Origin of the sequence: Kitasatospora sp. NPDC015120 (assembly GCF_043080305.1) — a bacterium.
GTDB lineage: Bacteria > Actinomycetota > Actinomycetes > Streptomycetales > Streptomycetaceae > Kitasatospora.
Genome location: NZ_JBIBVJ010000003.1, coordinates 294,861 through 310,864 on the forward strand (window position 1 = coordinate 294,861; position 16,004 = coordinate 310,864).

At 74.7% G+C, this 16,004-nt stretch carries 16 protein-coding genes and 1 pseudogene; 11 read left to right on the forward strand and 6 right to left on the reverse strand.

Going from position 1 to position 16,004, the window contains the following annotated elements; translation table 11 throughout:
- The first annotated feature begins 75 nt into the window (after nucleotides 1-75).
- The 3 genes from ACF1AK_RS10055 (at nucleotide 76) to ACF1AK_RS10065 (ending at nucleotide 3,698) form a co-directional block, all read left to right on the forward strand.
- Nucleotides 76-873 carry a serine/threonine protein kinase gene (locus ACF1AK_RS10055; protein ID WP_391498279.1) on the forward strand — a complete coding sequence of 266 codons (798 nt, stop codon included), beginning with the start codon at nucleotides 76-78 and terminating at the stop codon, nucleotides 871-873.
- 7 nt (nucleotides 874-880) lie between these two features.
- On the forward strand, nucleotides 881-2,524 hold the full coding sequence (locus ACF1AK_RS10060; protein WP_391498280.1) for a serine/threonine-protein kinase: 1,644 nt from the start codon (nucleotides 881-883) through the stop codon (nucleotides 2,522-2,524).
- 73 nt (nucleotides 2,525-2,597) lie between these two features.
- On the forward strand, nucleotides 2,598-3,698 hold the full coding sequence (locus tag ACF1AK_RS10065) for a calcium:proton antiporter (RefSeq protein WP_391498281.1): 1,101 nt from the start codon (nucleotides 2,598-2,600) through the stop codon (nucleotides 3,696-3,698).
- A 102-nt stretch (nucleotides 3,699-3,800) separates the two neighbouring features.
- Here the strand turns inward: ACF1AK_RS10065 and ACF1AK_RS10070 are convergent, their stop codons facing one another.
- Nucleotides 3,801-5,006: an LPXTG cell wall anchor domain-containing protein gene (locus tag ACF1AK_RS10070; RefSeq protein ID WP_391498282.1), complete on the reverse strand. Its 1,206-nt coding sequence runs from the start codon at nucleotides 5,004-5,006 to the stop codon at nucleotides 3,801-3,803.
- 354 nt (nucleotides 5,007-5,360) lie between these two features.
- Here ACF1AK_RS10070 and ACF1AK_RS10075 point away from each other — a divergent pair, with 354 nt between their 5' ends.
- Nucleotides 5,361-6,779: a geranylgeranyl reductase family protein gene (locus tag ACF1AK_RS10075; RefSeq protein WP_391498283.1), complete on the forward strand. Its 1,419-nt coding sequence runs from the start codon at nucleotides 5,361-5,363 to the stop codon at nucleotides 6,777-6,779.
- A gap of 533 nt (nucleotides 6,780-7,312) precedes the next feature.
- On the opposite strand, the gene ACF1AK_RS10080 is transcribed toward ACF1AK_RS10075, so the two are convergent.
- Both ACF1AK_RS10080 and ACF1AK_RS10085 read right to left on the reverse strand, forming a co-directional pair.
- A complete protein-coding gene (locus tag ACF1AK_RS10080; RefSeq protein WP_391498284.1) occupies nucleotides 7,313-7,939 on the reverse strand; it encodes a hypothetical protein in 627 nt (208 codons plus the stop codon).
- Nucleotides 7,940-7,970: 31 nt separating this feature from the next.
- Nucleotides 7,971-8,570 carry a hypothetical protein gene (locus ACF1AK_RS10085; protein ID WP_391498285.1) on the reverse strand — a complete coding sequence of 200 codons (600 nt, stop codon included), beginning with the start codon at nucleotides 8,568-8,570 and terminating at the stop codon, nucleotides 7,971-7,973.
- 198 nt (nucleotides 8,571-8,768) lie between these two features.
- On the opposite strand from ACF1AK_RS10085, the gene ACF1AK_RS10090 reads away from it, so the two are divergent.
- Nucleotides 8,769-9,479, forward strand: a complete 711-nt coding sequence (locus ACF1AK_RS10090) for a DUF4230 domain-containing protein (RefSeq protein ID WP_391498286.1) — start codon at nucleotides 8,769-8,771, stop codon at nucleotides 9,477-9,479.
- A gap of 346 nt (nucleotides 9,480-9,825) precedes the next feature.
- Complete coding sequence (locus ACF1AK_RS10095; RefSeq protein WP_391498287.1) at nucleotides 9,826-10,092, forward strand: hypothetical protein; 267 nt, start codon at nucleotides 9,826-9,828, stop codon at nucleotides 10,090-10,092.
- Between the two features lie 42 nt (nucleotides 10,093-10,134).
- Here ACF1AK_RS10095 and ACF1AK_RS10100 read toward each other — a convergent pair whose 3' ends face one another.
- From ACF1AK_RS10100 to ACF1AK_RS10110, 3 genes and pseudogenes are all read right to left on the reverse strand, one after another.
- Nucleotides 10,135-10,722 (reverse strand): SMI1/KNR4 family protein, encoded by a 588-nt coding sequence (locus ACF1AK_RS10100; RefSeq protein WP_391498288.1) that lies wholly within the window; start codon nucleotides 10,720-10,722, stop codon nucleotides 10,135-10,137.
- Nucleotides 10,723-10,772: 50 nt separating this feature from the next.
- Nucleotides 10,773-11,834 (reverse strand): annotated as a pseudogene (locus ACF1AK_RS10105) (transposase); the annotation flags it as partial.
- Between the two features lie 378 nt (nucleotides 11,835-12,212).
- A complete protein-coding gene (locus ACF1AK_RS10110; protein ID WP_391498289.1) occupies nucleotides 12,213-12,602 on the reverse strand; it encodes a hypothetical protein in 390 nt (129 codons plus the stop codon).
- A 361-nt stretch (nucleotides 12,603-12,963) separates the two neighbouring features.
- Between ACF1AK_RS10110 and ACF1AK_RS10115 the strand changes: the two genes are divergently transcribed.
- The 5 genes from ACF1AK_RS10115 to ACF1AK_RS10135 all read left to right on the forward strand — a co-directional run bounded on the left by ACF1AK_RS10115 (nucleotide 12,964) and on the right by ACF1AK_RS10135 (nucleotide 16,002).
- Nucleotides 12,964-13,614 carry a TNT domain-containing protein gene (locus ACF1AK_RS10115; protein ID WP_391498290.1) on the forward strand — a complete coding sequence of 217 codons (651 nt, stop codon included), beginning with the start codon at nucleotides 12,964-12,966 and terminating at the stop codon, nucleotides 13,612-13,614.
- Nucleotides 13,615-13,786: 172 nt separating this feature from the next.
- Nucleotides 13,787-14,476 carry a GNAT family N-acetyltransferase gene (locus ACF1AK_RS10120; protein WP_391498291.1) on the forward strand — a complete coding sequence of 230 codons (690 nt, stop codon included), beginning with the start codon at nucleotides 13,787-13,789 and terminating at the stop codon, nucleotides 14,474-14,476.
- A 222-nt stretch (nucleotides 14,477-14,698) separates the two neighbouring features.
- Nucleotides 14,699-15,049 (forward strand): HAD family hydrolase, encoded by a 351-nt coding sequence (locus ACF1AK_RS10125; protein WP_391498292.1) that lies wholly within the window; start codon nucleotides 14,699-14,701, stop codon nucleotides 15,047-15,049.
- Nucleotides 15,050-15,108: 59 nt separating this feature from the next.
- A complete protein-coding gene (locus tag ACF1AK_RS10130; RefSeq protein ID WP_391498293.1) occupies nucleotides 15,109-15,597 on the forward strand; it encodes a hypothetical protein in 489 nt (162 codons plus the stop codon).
- 15 nt (nucleotides 15,598-15,612) lie between these two features.
- Nucleotides 15,613-16,002: a PRC-barrel domain containing protein gene (locus ACF1AK_RS10135; protein ID WP_391498294.1), complete on the forward strand. Its 390-nt coding sequence runs from the start codon at nucleotides 15,613-15,615 to the stop codon at nucleotides 16,000-16,002.
- Nucleotides 16,003-16,004: the final 2 nt, after the last annotated feature.

Here is a 16,004-nt window from a genome sequence, read left to right on the forward strand (position 1 = left end):
CACTCGTCCGGGTGGCCTGGCGCCGACGGGTGGTTCGGACGGCTACGATCGGGCCGACCCACGGAGGTGACCTGGATGACCACGGTCATCGTGCAGTTGCCCGATCCCCGTCCGACCGCCCCGTCCGACCGCCGCTTCGCCCGGCTGCCGAGGCCGCCGCGCGGCGCCCCGCCCAGCCGTCCGGCCCTGCTGCACCTCGGGCCGGGCGACACGGCCGCGTTCGGGCGCGGCGAGCCCGGCCGCCCGCCTGCCGTGCCGATCCCCGACCCGGGCGTGTCGCGCCGTGCCGGCGAGATCACCGCGGCCGAGGACTACTGGCGGCTCTCCAACTTCAGCGCCACCGCCACCTACGTCGTCGAGAACCTCGAAGGCGCCGGCGAGCACGTGAAGGTCGCGCCCGGACGGCTCGGCGCGCCCGTCCCGTTCGAGATCTCCCGGATCCTGCTGCCCGCCCACGGCGAACCGGTGGCGTTCAAGGTCTTCGCCCCCCAGCACGCCTACCTGGACGCCGGTTCGGCCGAGGCGGACGGCGAGTGCACGGTCAGCCCGTTCGCCCTGGACCCGAGCGCCAAGTACTTCCTCGTGCTGCTGGCGCTCTGCGAGCCGAGGCTGCGCTCGCCCTCCGCGGCGGCCGTCCCCGGCGCGACCGAGGTGGTGGCGCGGCTGCGCGAGCTGCCCGCCTGCCGGGACCTCAGCCGCTCGGCGGTCAACTACCACATCGACTACCTGGTCGGCAGCAAACTCCGGCTGCGCGACCCGGTGGAACCGGCCGAACCGGGCGGCAAGCGGGAGGAACTCGTGGCACTGGCCCTGCGGTTCGACCTCGTGCGGGAGGAGCACCTGGCGCTGCTCCCGCCCCGGCGCGGCGGGTGATCCGACGGTGGCAGCGCGCGCGGCGCAGCCGCACCCGGCCGGGGCACCGTACGGCGGCCCCGCCTTCGAGGTGCCGCCCGGCTACCCGGTCGCGGGCTACCGGGTGGGCGAACGGATCGGGGCCGGCGGCTGGGGCTGCGTGCACGCCGCCCGCCGCGACCCGGACGCGGAGCCCGCCACCGGCCCCGACGAGGCCGCCGTCAAGTTCCTCCACCCCGGCCGGCTCAGCCCGGGCCAGCGCGACACCATGCTCCGGCTCGCCCGCAGCGAACTGTGCTTCAGCCGGCGCGCCGACCACCCCCACCTGATCCGCACCCTCGCCGCGGTCACCCTCGCCGACCCCGCCCACCCGGCACTGGACGGCGCGCTCGCCCTGGTGATGGAGCGCGCCGAGCGCAGCCTCCAGGACCTCCTGGCCGCCGGCCGGCCGCCGCACCCCGTCCCGGACGCCGGCCGGATCCTCGCCGAGGTCGCCGCCGGACTGCGCCACATGCACGCCGCCGGCTGGGTGCACGGCGACCTCAAGCCCGCCAACGTCCTGCTGATGCCCGACGGCACCGCCAAGCTCGCCGACTTCGGCCTGACCGCCGAACTGGACGGCACCCACGCCTACGCCCCGCCGCTCGGCTCGCCCGACCACGTGCCGCCCGAGTGGTGGTCCCAGCGGACCGGCACCCACGGCGTGGCGCTGCGCCCGAGCGCCGACCTGTGGGCCTTCGGCGTCCTCGCCCACCAGGTGCTCACCGGCGGCCTGCACCCGTTCCTCGGCGCCACCGCCCGGGCCCGCTCGCTCGCCGCCCTGGCGTACGCGCGCGGCAGTGCACCGCTGCGCCTGGACGCCGCCCTGCCCGAGCGGTGGCGGCCGCTGGTCACCGCCTGCCTGGCGGCCGACCGGCGGCGCCGCGCGGAGGTGGACCTGGCGGCGCTGCTCGTGGACGCGCTCGGTGACGACGCGTCCGTCCCGGGGCCGCCGTCCGTCCCGGCCTCCGGGCGGACGCGGCGGGCCCGGCGCGCGGCCGTCGGCGCTGCGGCGCTGCTCGCCGGGGCGGCGGCCCTGCTCACGCTGACCGGCGCGCCGGAGCCCTCCGCGTCGGATCCCTCCGCGTCCGGCGCCCCCGGCGGGGCGCGGACGGCCGGGGCGCCCCCACCGGCGCGCGGCGCGGTGCGGGTCGGAGCGATCCCGCCGGACGCCGACGTCCCCGCCGCGCTGCGCGGCCCGATCGAGGACGCGGCCCGCCGCTGCCCGGAGCCCGAGGTGACCCCGGCGCTGCTGGCCGCGATGATCAAGGCGGAGTCCGGATTCGACCCGGCCGCGGCCGACACCCGGAGCGGGGAGTACGGCGTGGCGATGTGGACGCCCACGGTCTTCAACGCCTGGGCGCAGGACGGTGACCACGACGGCGTCAAGGACTACCTCGACCCCGACGACGCGATCGCCTCGATGGGCGGCTACGTCTGCTGGCTCGCCCAGCGCTTCAAGCTGCGCGGCTACCCCTCCGCCGACCTGCCCGCCCTGGTGACGGCCGGCTACCGGACGAGCGACAAGACCGTCGCCGATGCCGGCGGTGTACCCGATCGGGTGAAACCGCACGTCGGGAGGGTCCTCGCCTACCTCGCGGAATACGGCGGGAGTACGGTGGCCGGGTCATGAGGTCGGCCACATCCGTGGCCTCCCCGGTGGCGCCGCCACGGAACCCGTGCTTCCGGATGGGATGCTCGGCGGCATGTTCACCAAGCTCCGACCAGTCGTCTCGCAGTGGACCGTCGTCGTGCCGCTGTTGGCCTTCGCCGTCCTGGCCCTGACCTGGCACCGCGAACTCCCCGGTTGGGTGGTGGGCGTGGTGTCACTGTTCCTGGCGGGCGCGGTGCTCTCCGCCGTGCACCACGCGGAGGTGATCGCCCACAAGGTGGGGGAGCCGTTCGGTTCCCTGGTGCTCGCGGTCGCGGTGACGGTGATCGAGGTCGCGCTGATCGTGACGCTGATGGCGGACGGCGGCGACAAGGCCTCGACGCTCGCCCGGGACACGGTGTTCGCCGCGGTGATGATCACCTGCAACGGCATCCTCGGCCTGTCCATCGTGGTCGCGGCCAGCAAGTACCGGGTGGCGGTCTTCAACGCCGAGGGCACGGGCGCCGCGCTGGCCTGCATCGGAACCCTCGCCACCCTGAGCCTGGTCCTGCCGACCTTCACCACCAGCTCGCCCGGCCCGCAGTTCTCGCCCGCGCAGCTGGCCTTCGCGGCCGCCGCCTCGTTGGTGCTGTACGGCCTGTTCGTGGCCACCCTGGCGGTGCGCCACCGGGAGTACTTCCTGCCGGTCACTCCGGAGGGCAAGGTGGTCGAGGAGGAGGACCACGCCGAGCCGCCGACCGTGCGGGCCACCGTCATCAGCCTGGTCCTGCTCGGCGTGGCGCTGGTCTCGGTGGTCGGCCTGGCCAAGGGCGTGTCGCCGACCATCGAGTCGGCGGTCGAGTCGGCGGGGCTGCCGAACTCGGTGGTCGGTGTGGTGATCGCGCTGCTCGTCCTGCTGCCGGAGACCATCGCCGCGCTGCGCGCCGCCAAGCGCAACCGGGTGCAGACCAGCCTCAACCTGGCGCTCGGCTCGGCGCTGGCGAGCATCGGCCTGACCATCCCGGCCGTGGCCGTCGCCTCGTACTGGCTCTCCGGGCCGCTGGTGCTGGGGCTGGACTCCTCCCACCTGGTGCTGCTCACGCTGACCATCGTGGTCGGCACCCTGACGGTCATCCCGCGCCGGGCGACGCCGCTCCAGGGCGCGGTGCACCTGGCCATTCTGGCCGCCTACGTGGAACTCGCGATCACGCCGTGAGACTCCTACCTGCTGCTGCGGCGGCGGCTGGAGGCGGGACGGACGAACGGGCCGGCGACCCCTCGGGGGCGCCGGCCCGTTCGCGTGTCCGGGGGTGCCGGATCAGGAGGAGCGGCGGGTGCGGCGGGTGTACACGACGGCGCCGGCGCCGCCGAGCAGCAGGACGGTGCCCGCGCCGGCCATCAGCAGGGTGCTGCCGTCGCTACCGGTGGACGCGAGGTCCTTGCCGACCGGAGCGGCCCCGGCGATCGGGGTGGGCACGCTGACCTCGGTCGGCATGATCAGCGGGTTGGCCGGGTCGATGACGGTGCCGGGCGCAGCGGTGTGCACCGGGACGGTCGCGGTCGGCCGGGCGGCCGACCCGCTCGGGGCGGGCGCGGGGGCCTGGCCGCCCGGCGTGGCCGACGGGCTCGGCGAGCCAGTGGCGGACGGGGCCGGGGTGGTGCTCGGCGTGGCCGACGGGACGGCGGTCGGCGTGATGGTCGGCACGACGGTGGGCGGGACGGTCGCCGGGACCGTCGGGACCGTCGGGATCGGCGGCGTCGGGTTCGGGGAGGCCGGCTGGGCCGGCGTCGTGGTGGGGGTCGCGCTCGGCGTCAGCGTGGGCGTCACGGTCGGCGTGGTACTCGGGGTCACCGACGGGGTGGTGGACGGCGTCACGGGCGGCGTGGTGGCCGGCGTCGTCGGCGCGGTGGTGGTCGGCGTGCTGCTCGGGGTCACCGACGGCGTGGTGGTCGGCGTCGGCACCGGCAGGGTGGTGGGCGGGCCGCTGGGGGTGGGGGGCAGCGGGACCGGAGTCGTCCTGGTGGGCGTGGCCGTCGGAGTCGGCGTCGCGGTCGGCGTGGGGGTGCGGCCGCCGCAGTCCACCTTGAACACCTTCTGCTTCGGGTGGTTGAGCTTCGGCGGCGTGGCCGGCAGCTTGCCGCGCTCCAGCTCGATCGCCTCCCAGTACAGCTTGTACTGGCCGTCCGGCAGGTTGATGTCCTCGGTGCGGACGTGGCCCTTGCCGTCCACCGGGATGTCGCCGTAGACGACGGCGGTCTCCTTGTCCCCGTGCATCCGGGCGATCGTCCAGACGATTTCCTGGCCCGGGTCGAAGCCGAACGAGTCCAGGTAGAAGGTGCAGACCTTGGGCTCGTTGTTGGTGGGCTCCTCGCCCGTGGCGGAGTCGTGGATCTTGACCGTGCCGTTGTTGCCCTTCGCGGCCTGGCCACCGGCGGCGGCCTCGGCAGCGGGAGCGGCGATCAGCAGGGCGGCGACGGCGGGGACGGCGACGAGGGATCTCGCCGTGGTGGAGCGAATGCGCATGGCTGTGTCCAACGGGAGTCGGCGGCCGGGGGCCGCGCGGGGAGGTGGGAGCCCTCAGCCGACGACGGTCGGCGGATGAGACGCATCAAAATCCCGCAGCGGGTCCGGCCCCGCAAGGAAGGTTTGGCCGCATTGCGACGGAGCGGAGCCGATTGTCCGACAAGTCCAACACAACGATTCGGTCACTCGGATGTGAGGGACCGGTGTGCCGGATCGGGCCGGTGGAGCCGGGCGCGGCGTCCGATGCCCGCGTGTCGGGTTCGACGGGGCGTCCGCGGTCCATATCGTCTGTGTCCGCTGAATCCGCCGAATCCGCCGAGTCCGCCGCCGGACCGACACCCGTGGGAGCGCCGCATGCCCGGCCCAGCACAGCAGTCGTCCACCCCCCGTCCCGCCCGGCCGGAGCCCGCCGTTGCGCCCGGCGGCGCCGGGGCCGTCGCCGACCCGGCCGCCGCCGCCGTCGCCGAGGCTGCCGCGGCGGCCGACGCGTCCGGGAACGGTGTGGAGACGGCCGATGTGATCGTGGTCGGTGCGGGCCCGGCCGGCTCCACCGCCGCCTACCACCTGGCCCGCACCGGCCTGGACGTCCTGCTGCTGGAGAAGTCCGCCTTCCCCCGCGAGAAGGTCTGCGGCGACGGCCTGACCCCCCGCGCCGTCCGGCAGCTGATCGACCTCGGCATCGACGTCTCGGAGTCCGCCGGCTGGCTGCACAACCGCGGCCTGCGGATCGTCGCGGGCGGGCGACGGGTGGAACTCGACTGGCCGGAACTGTCCGCCTTCCCGGGCTTCGGGCTGGTCCGGCGCCGCGCCGACTTCGACGAACTGCTCGCCCGCCGCGCCGCCGCGGCCGGCGCCCGCCTGGTGGAGCGGGCCAACGTCGCGGGCCCGGTGCTCGACGAACGGACCGGCCGGATCACCGGCGTCACCGCCCGGCTGGGCGAGGAACGCCGGCCCGTCGGCTACCGGGCGCCCCTGGTGGTCGCCGCCGACGGCAACTCCACCCGGCTCTCCCTGGCGATGCAGCGCTACCGGCGCACCGATCGCGCGATGGGCGTCGCCTACCGCACCTACTTCACCACCCCGCGCCACGAGGACCGCTACCTGGAGGCCTGGCTCGACCTGCGCGACCCCGCCGACCCGGCCCGCCGGCTGCTGCCCGGCTACGCCTGGGTGTTCGGCATGGGCGACGGCACCGCCAACGTCGGCCTGGGCGTCGTCGACACCGGTGCGGTGCCCCGCGAAGTGGACTGGCGGCACCTGCTCCGGCGCTGGTGCGAGGACCTTCCCGCCGAGTACGGCTACCACCCCGAGGCCGTCACCGAGCCGATCCGCGGCTCCGCCCTCCCGATGGGACTCAACCGCCAGCCCCACTACGCCGACGGCCTGCTGCTGGTCGGCGACGCCGGCGGCACGGTCAGTCCGGCGACCGGCGAGGGCATCGCCTACGCGATGGAGTCCGGCCGGTACGCTGCCGAGGCGATCGCCCAGGCCCTCGCCCGGCGCACCGACCGCGGCCGCGACCTCGCCCTGCGCGCCTACCCGCAGGCCCTGCGCGCGGCCTACGACGGCTACTTCGCGCTCGGCCGGCTCACGGCCGCGGCGCTGAGCCGCCCGCGCCTGATGGGCGCCGCCGGGGCGGCCGGACTGGGCAGCCCGGCCCTGCTGCGGGCGGCGTTCCGGCTGATGGTCAACCTGACGGAGCCCAACTCCCGCGACGCGCTGGACCGCCTGCTGCACCTCCTCGGCCGCCTGGCCCCCAGCAGCCGGGGCTGACCCCACGCCGGAGGGGAGCCATGCCGGAGGGGAGAACCCGATCGCCGTCCCGGGAGCCGGTCCGCGCACGCCGCCCCCGGCCGGGGGCGCTCCCCATCGCGCGGACTCCGCCGCCCGCCGATCCGACGCGAACCGCCGGGCCCCTCGGGGCGTGGCTCGTGCATCAGCCCGGGGCCGCGACGCCCGGGCACGCGCGCGCCCAGCCTTCGGCCAGGGGCTGCCCCCGTGCTGCATTGGCGTCGGTTGCCGATGGCTCCCGGCGCGGCGGCTGGGAGGTGCCCCCGTCGCCGTCGACTCCGCCCGCCGGCCTCGTCCGACCTGATGAGTGTTGGCGGAGACCCGGCTCGCCCCACCCGGCTGGCCTCACCCGGCTCGCCTCACCTCGGGTGGATCACGGAGCAGGTGACGGAGAGCGCCCGGGTGCAGTGACCTCCGGACACTCGGCCCTGCCGTCGGGATCAGGGCGGGCGGAACGCACCCGGAGCCGGAGGGGCCGCCCGGGCGGCCCCTCCGGCTCCGGGTGCGCTGGTGGTTCAGGTGTCGAGGAGGCGGTCCAGCAGGGACCGGTACTCGCGCAGGGTGAGGCGCAGGTCCTCCGTGCTGGCAGCCGGCGCGCCGCCCGGTGCCGTTTCGGCGCCGCGCAGCCGGTGGCGCCGCTCGGTGACGGCCTCGGCCAGCAGGCCGACCGACTTCTCGATCAGGGCGTCGGCCTGCTGCACGGCCTGACGGGGATCGTCGACGAATCCCGCCTGGACGGAGTGCCATTCGGCCCGCAGCCGCTGCGTCCGCTCCACGCCGAGCCACCCGCCCGATCCGCTCCCCGCGGGTGCCGCCGATGCCGGTTCCGGGTCACCGAGCCGGGGGCCCGGCAGCGGGCGGGCGGGCCGGGCGGGCTCGGACGGCCGTTCTGCGGCCCGGTCGCCTCCCGGGACGACGGCGAACCGGCCTCCGGCAGCGCGTCGTTCGGGCGGAGCTGCCGGGCGCCCGGTCTCCGGACCGGCCGGGTCCGGGCGGGCCGTGCCGGCGCGAGCGGCGTCGGTGCGGGCGCCGTGCGGGCGGGCGGTGTCCGGCTTGCCCAGGTCCGCCGGACCGCTGCGGGGGTCCGGGGCCGGCGCGTCGTCGTCGGGGTTGTTCCGGGCTGCGGAACCGTACTGGGACATGGTCATCCTCTCCTTCGTGGGGTCGTCGGCGTCATCGGGTGACGTGGCGCGGGCCGGAGTGGCGGATGGCAGCGGTGGAGTTGCCGGCAGGGGCCGTCCTCCCCTCCTCGTCGCCGCCGGAGCGGGCCACCTCGCGGCACAGGTCGCGCACGGCCAGCAGCGCCGTCCGCAGTTCCTCGGTGCCCACCCGCTCCGACCGGCTGCGCTCCAGCACCTGCCGCGCGGACCGGTAGCCGGGCACCAGGGCGGCGTGGTCGACCGAGAGCACGGCAAGCCGGTTCTCGGCCGGGAAGCCGATCTCGTCGAGCGTGCCGTCGAGCAGGGTCACGGCCTCGTCCAGCGAGCGGGCGGGGTCGTCGACGAACAGCTCCTGGAGGGCGGCGAGCTGGTTGCCGACCTCCTCGGCGCGGCGCTGCGGCAGCCGGGTGAGCGCCAGCTTCCGGGCCTGTCGCAGCCGGTCGGCCAGCTCGTGCTCGGCCTCCCTGGTGCGGCCGCCGTGCGCCCGCACCGTCCGGTCGTACTCCGGACCGAACCGCTGCTGCAGCCGACGGGTGTTCAGCCGCGGCAGCAGCACGGCGAGGGCCGCCGCGGCTGCCAGCACGGCCACTACCAGAACGATCCAGATGCTCATACCGCTCCTCCTTCGGTTTGACCACGGCCCGGAGTGGCGGGTCCGGTCCCGTCATTCGGATTCCCGCTCACGCGAGTCCAAACAGCCAGTCCCCCGAAAGCATTGGCCGCCCGGTTCGGGGAACCCGGTCCGGCGGGCCAACGGACGCTCATATGACCTACGAGTCAGTGAAGTTCACCCCGAAGGAGGCAGATCGCCGTGTTCCGCCACTCCCGCCGGAGAGCCACTCCGGACACCCAGGACCCCGCACCCGCACCCGCACCCGTGCCCGCACGCCGCCGGCTCCCCTGGTACGTCAGCCTGCCGATCACTCTTGCCGCGCTCGCCGCGGTCCTGGTCGCCGCGGCCTCGCTCCACCTGCTGCCGGGCCTGCCCAACCCGTTTGCCGAGAAGACCACCGACCGCAGCCAGCCGGTGCTGCTCAGGTCCATCCAGGACATGAGTCGCTACACGGCCGCGAGCGGCAACTTCCAGCTGGTGGTCGACCTCGACCGCGAGGCCGTCTTCCTGCCCTCGGGCCTGCTCGGCCGCCGGACGCTGTACGTGGCGGCCGGGAGCGTGGAGGCCTACGTGGACCTCGGCAAGGTCCCCGGCTCCGGCGTATGGGTCTCCGCCGACCGGCGCAGCGCCACGATCTCGCTGCCGCACGCCGAGCTGGGGCAGGTGGCGCTGGACCCCAAGCTGTCCTACGTCTACTCCCAGGAGCGCGGTCTGTTCGACCGGATCAGCGACTTCTTCTCCGGCAACCCGGGCAACCAGCAGCAGGTGGAGCAGCTGGCCTCCCAGCGGATCCAGAACGCCGCGCAGTCCTCAGGCCTGCTGCAGCGCGCGGAGCAGAACACCAGGGACGCGCTCCAACAACTGCTGCGCTCGCTCGGCTTCACCACGGTGGACGTGCACGTCGGCTGACCGAGGCGTTCGGGCGGGCAGCCCGGCCGCCGGGTGTCAGCAGACCGTTCCGCAGCGAGTTGCCGCGGAAGCCGTGTGCCGGCGGCCCCCGTTCGTTCCCACGCGCGTTCCAGGCGGACGACCCGGGCCCCGGCATCCGTGGCCGCCCTGTGAGCCCTTCGACAGCAGACCGGCGTCGGCCCGGGGCGGCCGCTGGGTTCGAAGAACCAGCGGCCCACCCCCCGCTACGAGGTGGGCAGAGTCCTGGCCACCGGCGAGGCATACGCCCGGCCCGCCCATCATCAGAAGGGCACCAAACCCCGACGATCAAGCTGACACGACGACCAAGGCCCGGCACACTGCCGTCATGCGCATCGACGAACCGGCCAGACTGATCGCCAGCAGGGCCCTGATCTATGTGGGGATCATCGCGGCCTCGCCGGTGTTGTTGATCGCCGGAGAACCGATCCGCCGCCGGTACCTCCGCTACGTCTACCGGGACGGCGCACCCCTGATCGTCGACAAGGAGAACGGATGGGTCAGCTTCCACTACTACGTGGTGCTGAATCGGCTCCTGTACTGGCTCTGCTGCCCGACAGCGTCCCTCATCGATCTCGCCCGACGAGGTCGTTAAACGACAAGCTGAACTTGACGTTTAACCAGCTTGCACGCCGGTCTACCAGTCGACTCTTCCGTCGCCGGGCAGCATCGGCTGGTGAACCGGCTCCAAGCGACTGCGGTTGTCGTGGTGCAGCATCGCCTGCACGACGCAGTGGAGCCAGGCTGCCAGGCTCGGCCAGCCGAGGAAGCAGGCGGAGTCGTCGTGGGCGGCGCGCCCGAGATGGTCGCGCCACAGACCGGGTCCCGCGTCGATGAAGTGCTCATCGCCATCGCTTCCCGCAAACGGTACCCACAGAGTCCCCCACCACGGTTCGTCGCGCTGGTCCGGGTCATCGGCATCCCAAATGCTCATCCGCATGTCGCGGATTTCCAGGATCCTCTCAGTGGAGTACAGAGGGCCGCAGGGAAGAACACCCAGGTAGGAGCTGTCCCCGTCGTGGCACCGCAGCGACTCGCGCAAATCGGCGGGGAGCGTGAAGCCGAGCTGTTCCTCGGTCCGGTCGATCGCCTCGGGCGACGCTGGCGGGCGGAGCGCGGCCCGGCTGGCTGGTGCGTGCTCCGCCAGCCAGCCGTCGATGAGGCGCCAGGACTCGGCCACGGGCGCGATCACCGGACTGACACCGATGCGTGGGGGCTCGATCATGGACCCATAGCTTGCCCGATCGCTGTGACACCGAAAGAAGCGGCCCAGATTCAGTCGAGTTGCCTCGCCGCGGCCTGCGTGGTTCGTCGTGGTTTGGTGCCCTTTTGGTGATGGGCGGGTCGGGCGTATGCCTCGCCGGTGGCCAGGACTCTTCCGACCTCGTGGCGGGTGGCGGGCCGCTGGTTTTTCGAGCCGGGCGGTCGGCCTGGTCCGGGGCGGGTAGGTTTCGGTGCTTGCGCTGGTGTGGGGGCCTTCGCGCGGAGGTTCCTGAACCCGCGTCGGACACGGGCGGGGGTGAGTTTGTTCGGTTCCGCCGGCTTCTCCCAGGGGTGGCGAAGGTCGGCGACGAGCGGGCGGGCGAGGCGGAGCTGAGTATGTGCGGCGATTATGATCCAGGTCCAGCGGTCGGCCGCCGCCGAGTCCCGCAGGCGGGGCCGGGTCCAGCCCAACGTCTGCTTGAGCAGGCGGAACGTGTGCTCCAGGTCGAACCTTCGCAGGAACGCCTGCCAGCAGCGGTCGACGTCGGCCGGGCCGGCGCCGGTGCGCGACCACCAGAGCCAGACCGGCCGGTTCACCCCGCCGCTGGGCAGCTTCTCGACGGCCAGGCGGATCACCGTGCCTTCGAGGAGCGGCAGCTCGCCGTCGTGGTCCAGCCAAGCCGCCCGTCGGGTCAGCCGGGGGTGGAGCCGGTCCCAGGCCCTGGCCACGGCGGTGCCGTAGCGGCGGGTCTCGGTGGTGGTGACCACCTGCTCGTCGCCCCGGGTGGCGGGGTCGCCGAAGACGAACACACCACCGTGCTTGGGCGGCCGGCCACCGGCCGGGTTCGCCGCGTGCCACTCGGCCCGGGTCGGCGCCGGGCGGCGCATCACCCGGTCCGAGCGGAGCCGCCCCAGGACCTGGACCGGCAGGTCACCGAGCAGGTGCGCGATGCGCGGGGCGTCATAGCCGGCGTCCATCACCACCAGAACCTCCGGATCACCCGCCGTCCACTGCCCCGAAGTGATCAACCGAGCTACCACGTCGCGGAGTTGGGCGGCGGTGACGGCCGCGACTTCGGCGCCGGGCTCCAGCCGCACCGCGTCCAGCACCGCCGTCCACGACGTCCGTCCGGTCAGGCAGTCGTAGAAGACCCCCCGGAAGCGTGACAGTTCCGCGAACGGCTCGCCCCGCACACCCTGTTCCAGCACACTCACCACTGCGGCCTTCGCATCAAGTCCTGTGCCTCTTGGTCGAGTTCAGGATCATGCGAAGGCCGCATCGCCGTCCCGGGAACACCCGAACGAGTGATCACCGGTCCCGTCTGTTCGAAGCCGGACGTTAAACGACAAGCTCAGGGTCCGTCGTCGTGCTCCCGTCTGCCGGTCGGCGCGTCGGCCCGCGCGCTTCCAGCTTTCGGCCGGGAGGTGCCCCCGCCTCCGCCTCGTGATGCACGCGCCCGCGTGCCGCCCGGCTCGCCCTGCGAGCGGACGACGGAGGTCTGCCGGCCGACCCTAGTCGCTGAACCAGGCGCGGCCGTCGGCGGACAGGAACGCCCGCAGCACGAAGCCGCCCAGGGCGATGCCGGTCAGCGCGGCGAACGAGCCGGTCACCAGCAGCAGCACGCCGGCGGCGACGGACAGTGCCTCGATCACCACCACCGTCGTCCTGGTCCAGGCCGCCCGGCGGGAGGCGAGGCCCGCGCAGGTGCCGAGCAGCAGGGCGAGCAGGACGGAGGTCATCGCGACGAAGCGCACCAGCGCGACCTCGTCGCCCTGGTTCCGGCCGAGGGCCCCGAGCAGCAGGAGGCCCGAGCAGCCGCTGAGCACGGCGTGGATCCACACGCACACGACCGCCCGCCGGATCGACGTCGGCATCCGCCGCGCGGCGCACTGGTCCGTCATCGCTGACCACCCCCGGTCGTCGGGCGGCCGTGGCCGGTGGCCGGGCCGTATCGGCGAGGATCGGGCCGGCCCGGGCGGCTGTCAATGGAACTGATGCGTTGTCCGGCGGCTCCGGCGCGGTCCGCCGCTGGTTGCGGCGGCTGCGCCGGGTCCGAGGCTGGGGGCGCGACCCTCCAGTGTGCGCGCCCCCGACGCCTGGCGTGCGCGGTTGGCCGAAACCGGGGGATCCGGATCCGTTGCGGGTTCTTCTTATTGACGCATGGTCAGATGATCCGCTTGCCTGGTGTCGGCCCGGACGCGGAGGGTGACGGATCGCGCTCCGGCCCGCCCCCCATCGCCATCACCTCACGACGGAGAAGACGTGCGCCTTCGCCTGTTCGCCGTGCCGCTCGCCGCGGTCGTCGCCCTGCTCGCCCCGACCACCCCGGCCCTCGCCGCCGGGGCGGCCGCCACCCCGTCCGGTGAGTGCTCCACGGCGGACTTCCACGGCGACCCCCGCCTCGGCCCCGCCGACCTGCCGACCACGGGCACGGTCGGCCGCGAGCTGATCGGCTACCACCGCACCGGCGGCCTCGCCGAGGACAAGTTCCTGGCCACCTACCACAGCCCCACCGCCAACAACGGCAGCCCGGGCTGGATATACCCGCCCGCCAACGGCTACGTCACCCTGCCCGACGGCACCCCGGTCGAGTTCGAGATCACCCTTTACCCGAACCAGCGGATCGACCGCTACGGCAGCGAGTACGGCTCCTTCCTCGCCCCCGAGGGCCTGCCCTACGCGAGCCGCTCGATCCCGCCGCAGAGCCTGGACAGCAACCCGGCCGCGAGCTGCAACTACCACGACTACAAGGTGCTGAAGCCCCTCCGGGTGCACGCCGGACCGATCGCGCCCTGGTTCGGCCAGCCCGGCTACGGCCTGCAGTACCAGCTGGACGCCGCGCTCGTCCCCGGCGGCCCGGAGCGGCTGAACGTGCTCTGGCTCGTGGACCACGGCTACCTCGCCCGGATCTGACGCCACCGGGGCGCCGCCGCCACCGGCGCGGCGGCGGCCCCGGGCCCGGCCACCGGGGGCCGCCGTCGCGCCGCGCCGCACCGCGACGGCGTCCGCGCCCGCAGCTCGCGCCGGTCCTCCGTCGGCGGTAAATCCGTTGCCGGGCAGGACGGCCCGGAGGTAGGAAGACCGGATGAGCACCGCACCTGCCACCACCCCGGCCACCGCACCCATGACCGAACCGCCCGCGGACGGCCGCGCCTTCGTCCCGGTCACCCTCGACCTGGGCGACTTCGCGCTGCGCCCCTGGGGCCCCGGACTGGAGGTGCGGGGCGGCGCCGTGGCACGGCTGACCGAGGCCGCCGCCGACCCGGAGATCGCCCTCTGGAACCCGCTGCGCGCCTCCGACCTGGTCCAGGCGCAGGCGTCCATCGACCGCTGGGCCGCCGGCTGGGAGAACGGCAGCCTCGGCTACTTCGCGATCCTGGACGCCGCCGACGCCGACCTGCTCGGCACCATCGCCCTGCGCTGGACCGACCGCGCCGACGGCCTCGCCATGGTCGGTTACTGGCTGCTCCCGGCCGCCCGCGGCCGCGGCGTCGTCACCCGGGCCACCCGAACGATCACCCGCTGGGGCTTCGACACCGCCGGTGCCCGCCGGATCGAGCTCGCCCACGCGGTCGGCAACCCGGCCTCCTGCCGCGTCGCCGAACGCTGCGGCTTCCCCCTCGAAGGCACCCTCCGGGCCTCCTTCCGCTTCGGCGACGGCCTCTACCACGACGAGCACCTCCACGCCCGCCTCGCCACCGACCCCTGGCCCGCCGAGTCCGCCGAGTCCGTCGAGGCCGCCAAGTCTGTCGAGGTCGTGGAGTCCACCGCCTGAGCGCACCGGGCCCGGCGTGTCCGCGCCCCCGCCCCGGGTGGGCGGGGGGCGGGGTGAGGGGCGCGGGCCTAACCTGGAAGGGCGCGCCCGGTAGGTGGTGCGGAACGGGAACGGTGGGCCATGACGGTCATCTCGGCGGCACTCTTCGGAGCCGATTGGCGTGGAACGCCACGCGGTTCCGCCGCGTTGCCGCGCGAGTGCGCCGCCCGCGGGTGGACCGTGGTGCTGACCGCCCCCGGGCCGGCCGAGGCGCCCGCGCTCGTCGTGACCGATCCCGGCCACGACCCGGTCCGGGCCGCGCTCGACCTGGTGGACGGCGAGCCCGCGCACGCGGTGTTCGTCGCCGGGAGCGTGTCCGAGGTCCGGGCCGCGCGCCGGGCCGGGGTGGCCTGCGTCGCCGTGCTCGGCACCGGTGCCACCGCACCGGAGCTGCGGGCGGCGGGCGCCGTCGAGGTGCACCGTGACGCCGCGGCCCTGTTGCGCGCGTTGGACGACAGCCTGCTCGCCCGCCCCCGGGCGTTCGGTGACCGCCGTCCGACCGCTTCGACCGCCTCCGCGGGCCGGAGCGGTTAGCCCGCACCCCGCCGGGCACTCGCCCGGACGGGAGGACGTCGTCACCGGAAGTGCCGGAGGTGACCGAGATGGACGGACCCGCGCTGAGCGGACGGGAGCGTCGGCTCCTGGCCGAGATCGAGGGTGAGCTGCGCCGGGACACCCGGCTCGACCGGCGGTTGAGCACCATGGGTGCCAAACGCCCGAGCCGGTTGGGGAGCGCGTTGCGCGGCCTCGGCCGCCGGGTGCCGGTCGGTGTGCTGATGACGGCACTGGTGATGTCGGCGATCTGCCTCAGCATCGCGGTGCGCAAGCCCACCGCGACCATGGCGATCGCGGCGGCCGTGGTGTGGGTCGGCAGCGTCGCGCTGGCGGCCGGACTCTCGGCCGTGCTGCACCACCGTCGGCGCGGCGGCGCGGAGACGGCGGACGACCTGCTGGACGGCGGGTACCGGGAGCCGCGGAGCCGCGGGTGGCCGGGGGAGCCCACGGACGGCGGCCGCCGGGACGAGCGCCGTGACCGTCCGGACCGCCGCGAACGACGGCCGTGGGACTACCCGGAGATGTGACCACCCGGAGTTGTGATGACCACCGATCTGTGGGAGTACCGTCCGGGCTCCCACCATGCCGCCGACCTGACGCTGGTCGGCTACGACGTCGAGGCGACCGACGGCCCGCTGGGCCACGTCGACCAGGACGCCGGGGACCACCTGCTGGTGGACACCCGGCCGTGGGTGCCGGGCGCCCCGATCCTGGTGCCGGTCGGGCTGGTCGCCCGGATCGACCACCTGGAGCTGGTCGTCCACCTCGACTGCCCGCGCGCCCGGGTGCGCTCGGCGCCGCCGCCCGCCGCCATCGACCGGGCCGGCCGCGAGCCGGCCGTCCACGGCCTGTCGCAGGAGGGCCGCGCCGCGCTGGACGCGCACTACGCGCGAGTGGCGGCGGCCGGCCGGGGAGGGCGGCGGCCGGGGTGAAC

What these genes read in the sequence shown, in the direction of transcription:
- ACF1AK_RS10055 (WP_391498279.1), top strand. Translation starts at nt 76, where the DNA reads ATGACCACGGTCATCGTGCAGTTGCCCGATCCCCGTCCGACCGCCCCG.
- ACF1AK_RS10065 (WP_391498281.1), top strand. Translation starts at nt 2,598, where the DNA reads ATGTTCACCAAGCTCCGACCAGTCGTCTCGCAGTGGACCGTCGTCGTG.
- ACF1AK_RS10070 (WP_391498282.1), bottom strand. Translation starts at nt 5,006, where the DNA reads ATGCGCATTCGCTCCACCACGGCGAGATCCCTCGTCGCCGTCCCCGCC.
- ACF1AK_RS10075 (WP_391498283.1), top strand. Translation starts at nt 5,361, where the DNA reads ATGCCCGGCCCAGCACAGCAGTCGTCCACCCCCCGTCCCGCCCGGCCG.
- ACF1AK_RS10080 (WP_391498284.1), bottom strand. Translation starts at nt 7,939, where the DNA reads ATGTCCCAGTACGGTTCCGCAGCCCGGAACAACCCCGACGACGACGCG.
- ACF1AK_RS10085 (WP_391498285.1), bottom strand. Translation starts at nt 8,570, where the DNA reads ATGAGCATCTGGATCGTTCTGGTAGTGGCCGTGCTGGCAGCCGCGGCG.
- ACF1AK_RS10095 (WP_391498287.1), top strand. Translation starts at nt 9,826, where the DNA reads ATGCGCATCGACGAACCGGCCAGACTGATCGCCAGCAGGGCCCTGATC.
- ACF1AK_RS10100 (WP_391498288.1), bottom strand. Translation starts at nt 10,722, where the DNA reads ATGATCGAGCCCCCACGCATCGGTGTCAGTCCGGTGATCGCGCCCGTG.
- ACF1AK_RS10110 (WP_391498289.1), bottom strand. Translation starts at nt 12,602, where the DNA reads ATGACGGACCAGTGCGCCGCGCGGCGGATGCCGACGTCGATCCGGCGG.
- ACF1AK_RS10120 (WP_391498291.1), top strand. Translation starts at nt 13,787, where the DNA reads ATGAGCACCGCACCTGCCACCACCCCGGCCACCGCACCCATGACCGAA.
- ACF1AK_RS10135 (WP_391498294.1), top strand. Translation starts at nt 15,613, where the DNA reads ATGACCACCGATCTGTGGGAGTACCGTCCGGGCTCCCACCATGCCGCC.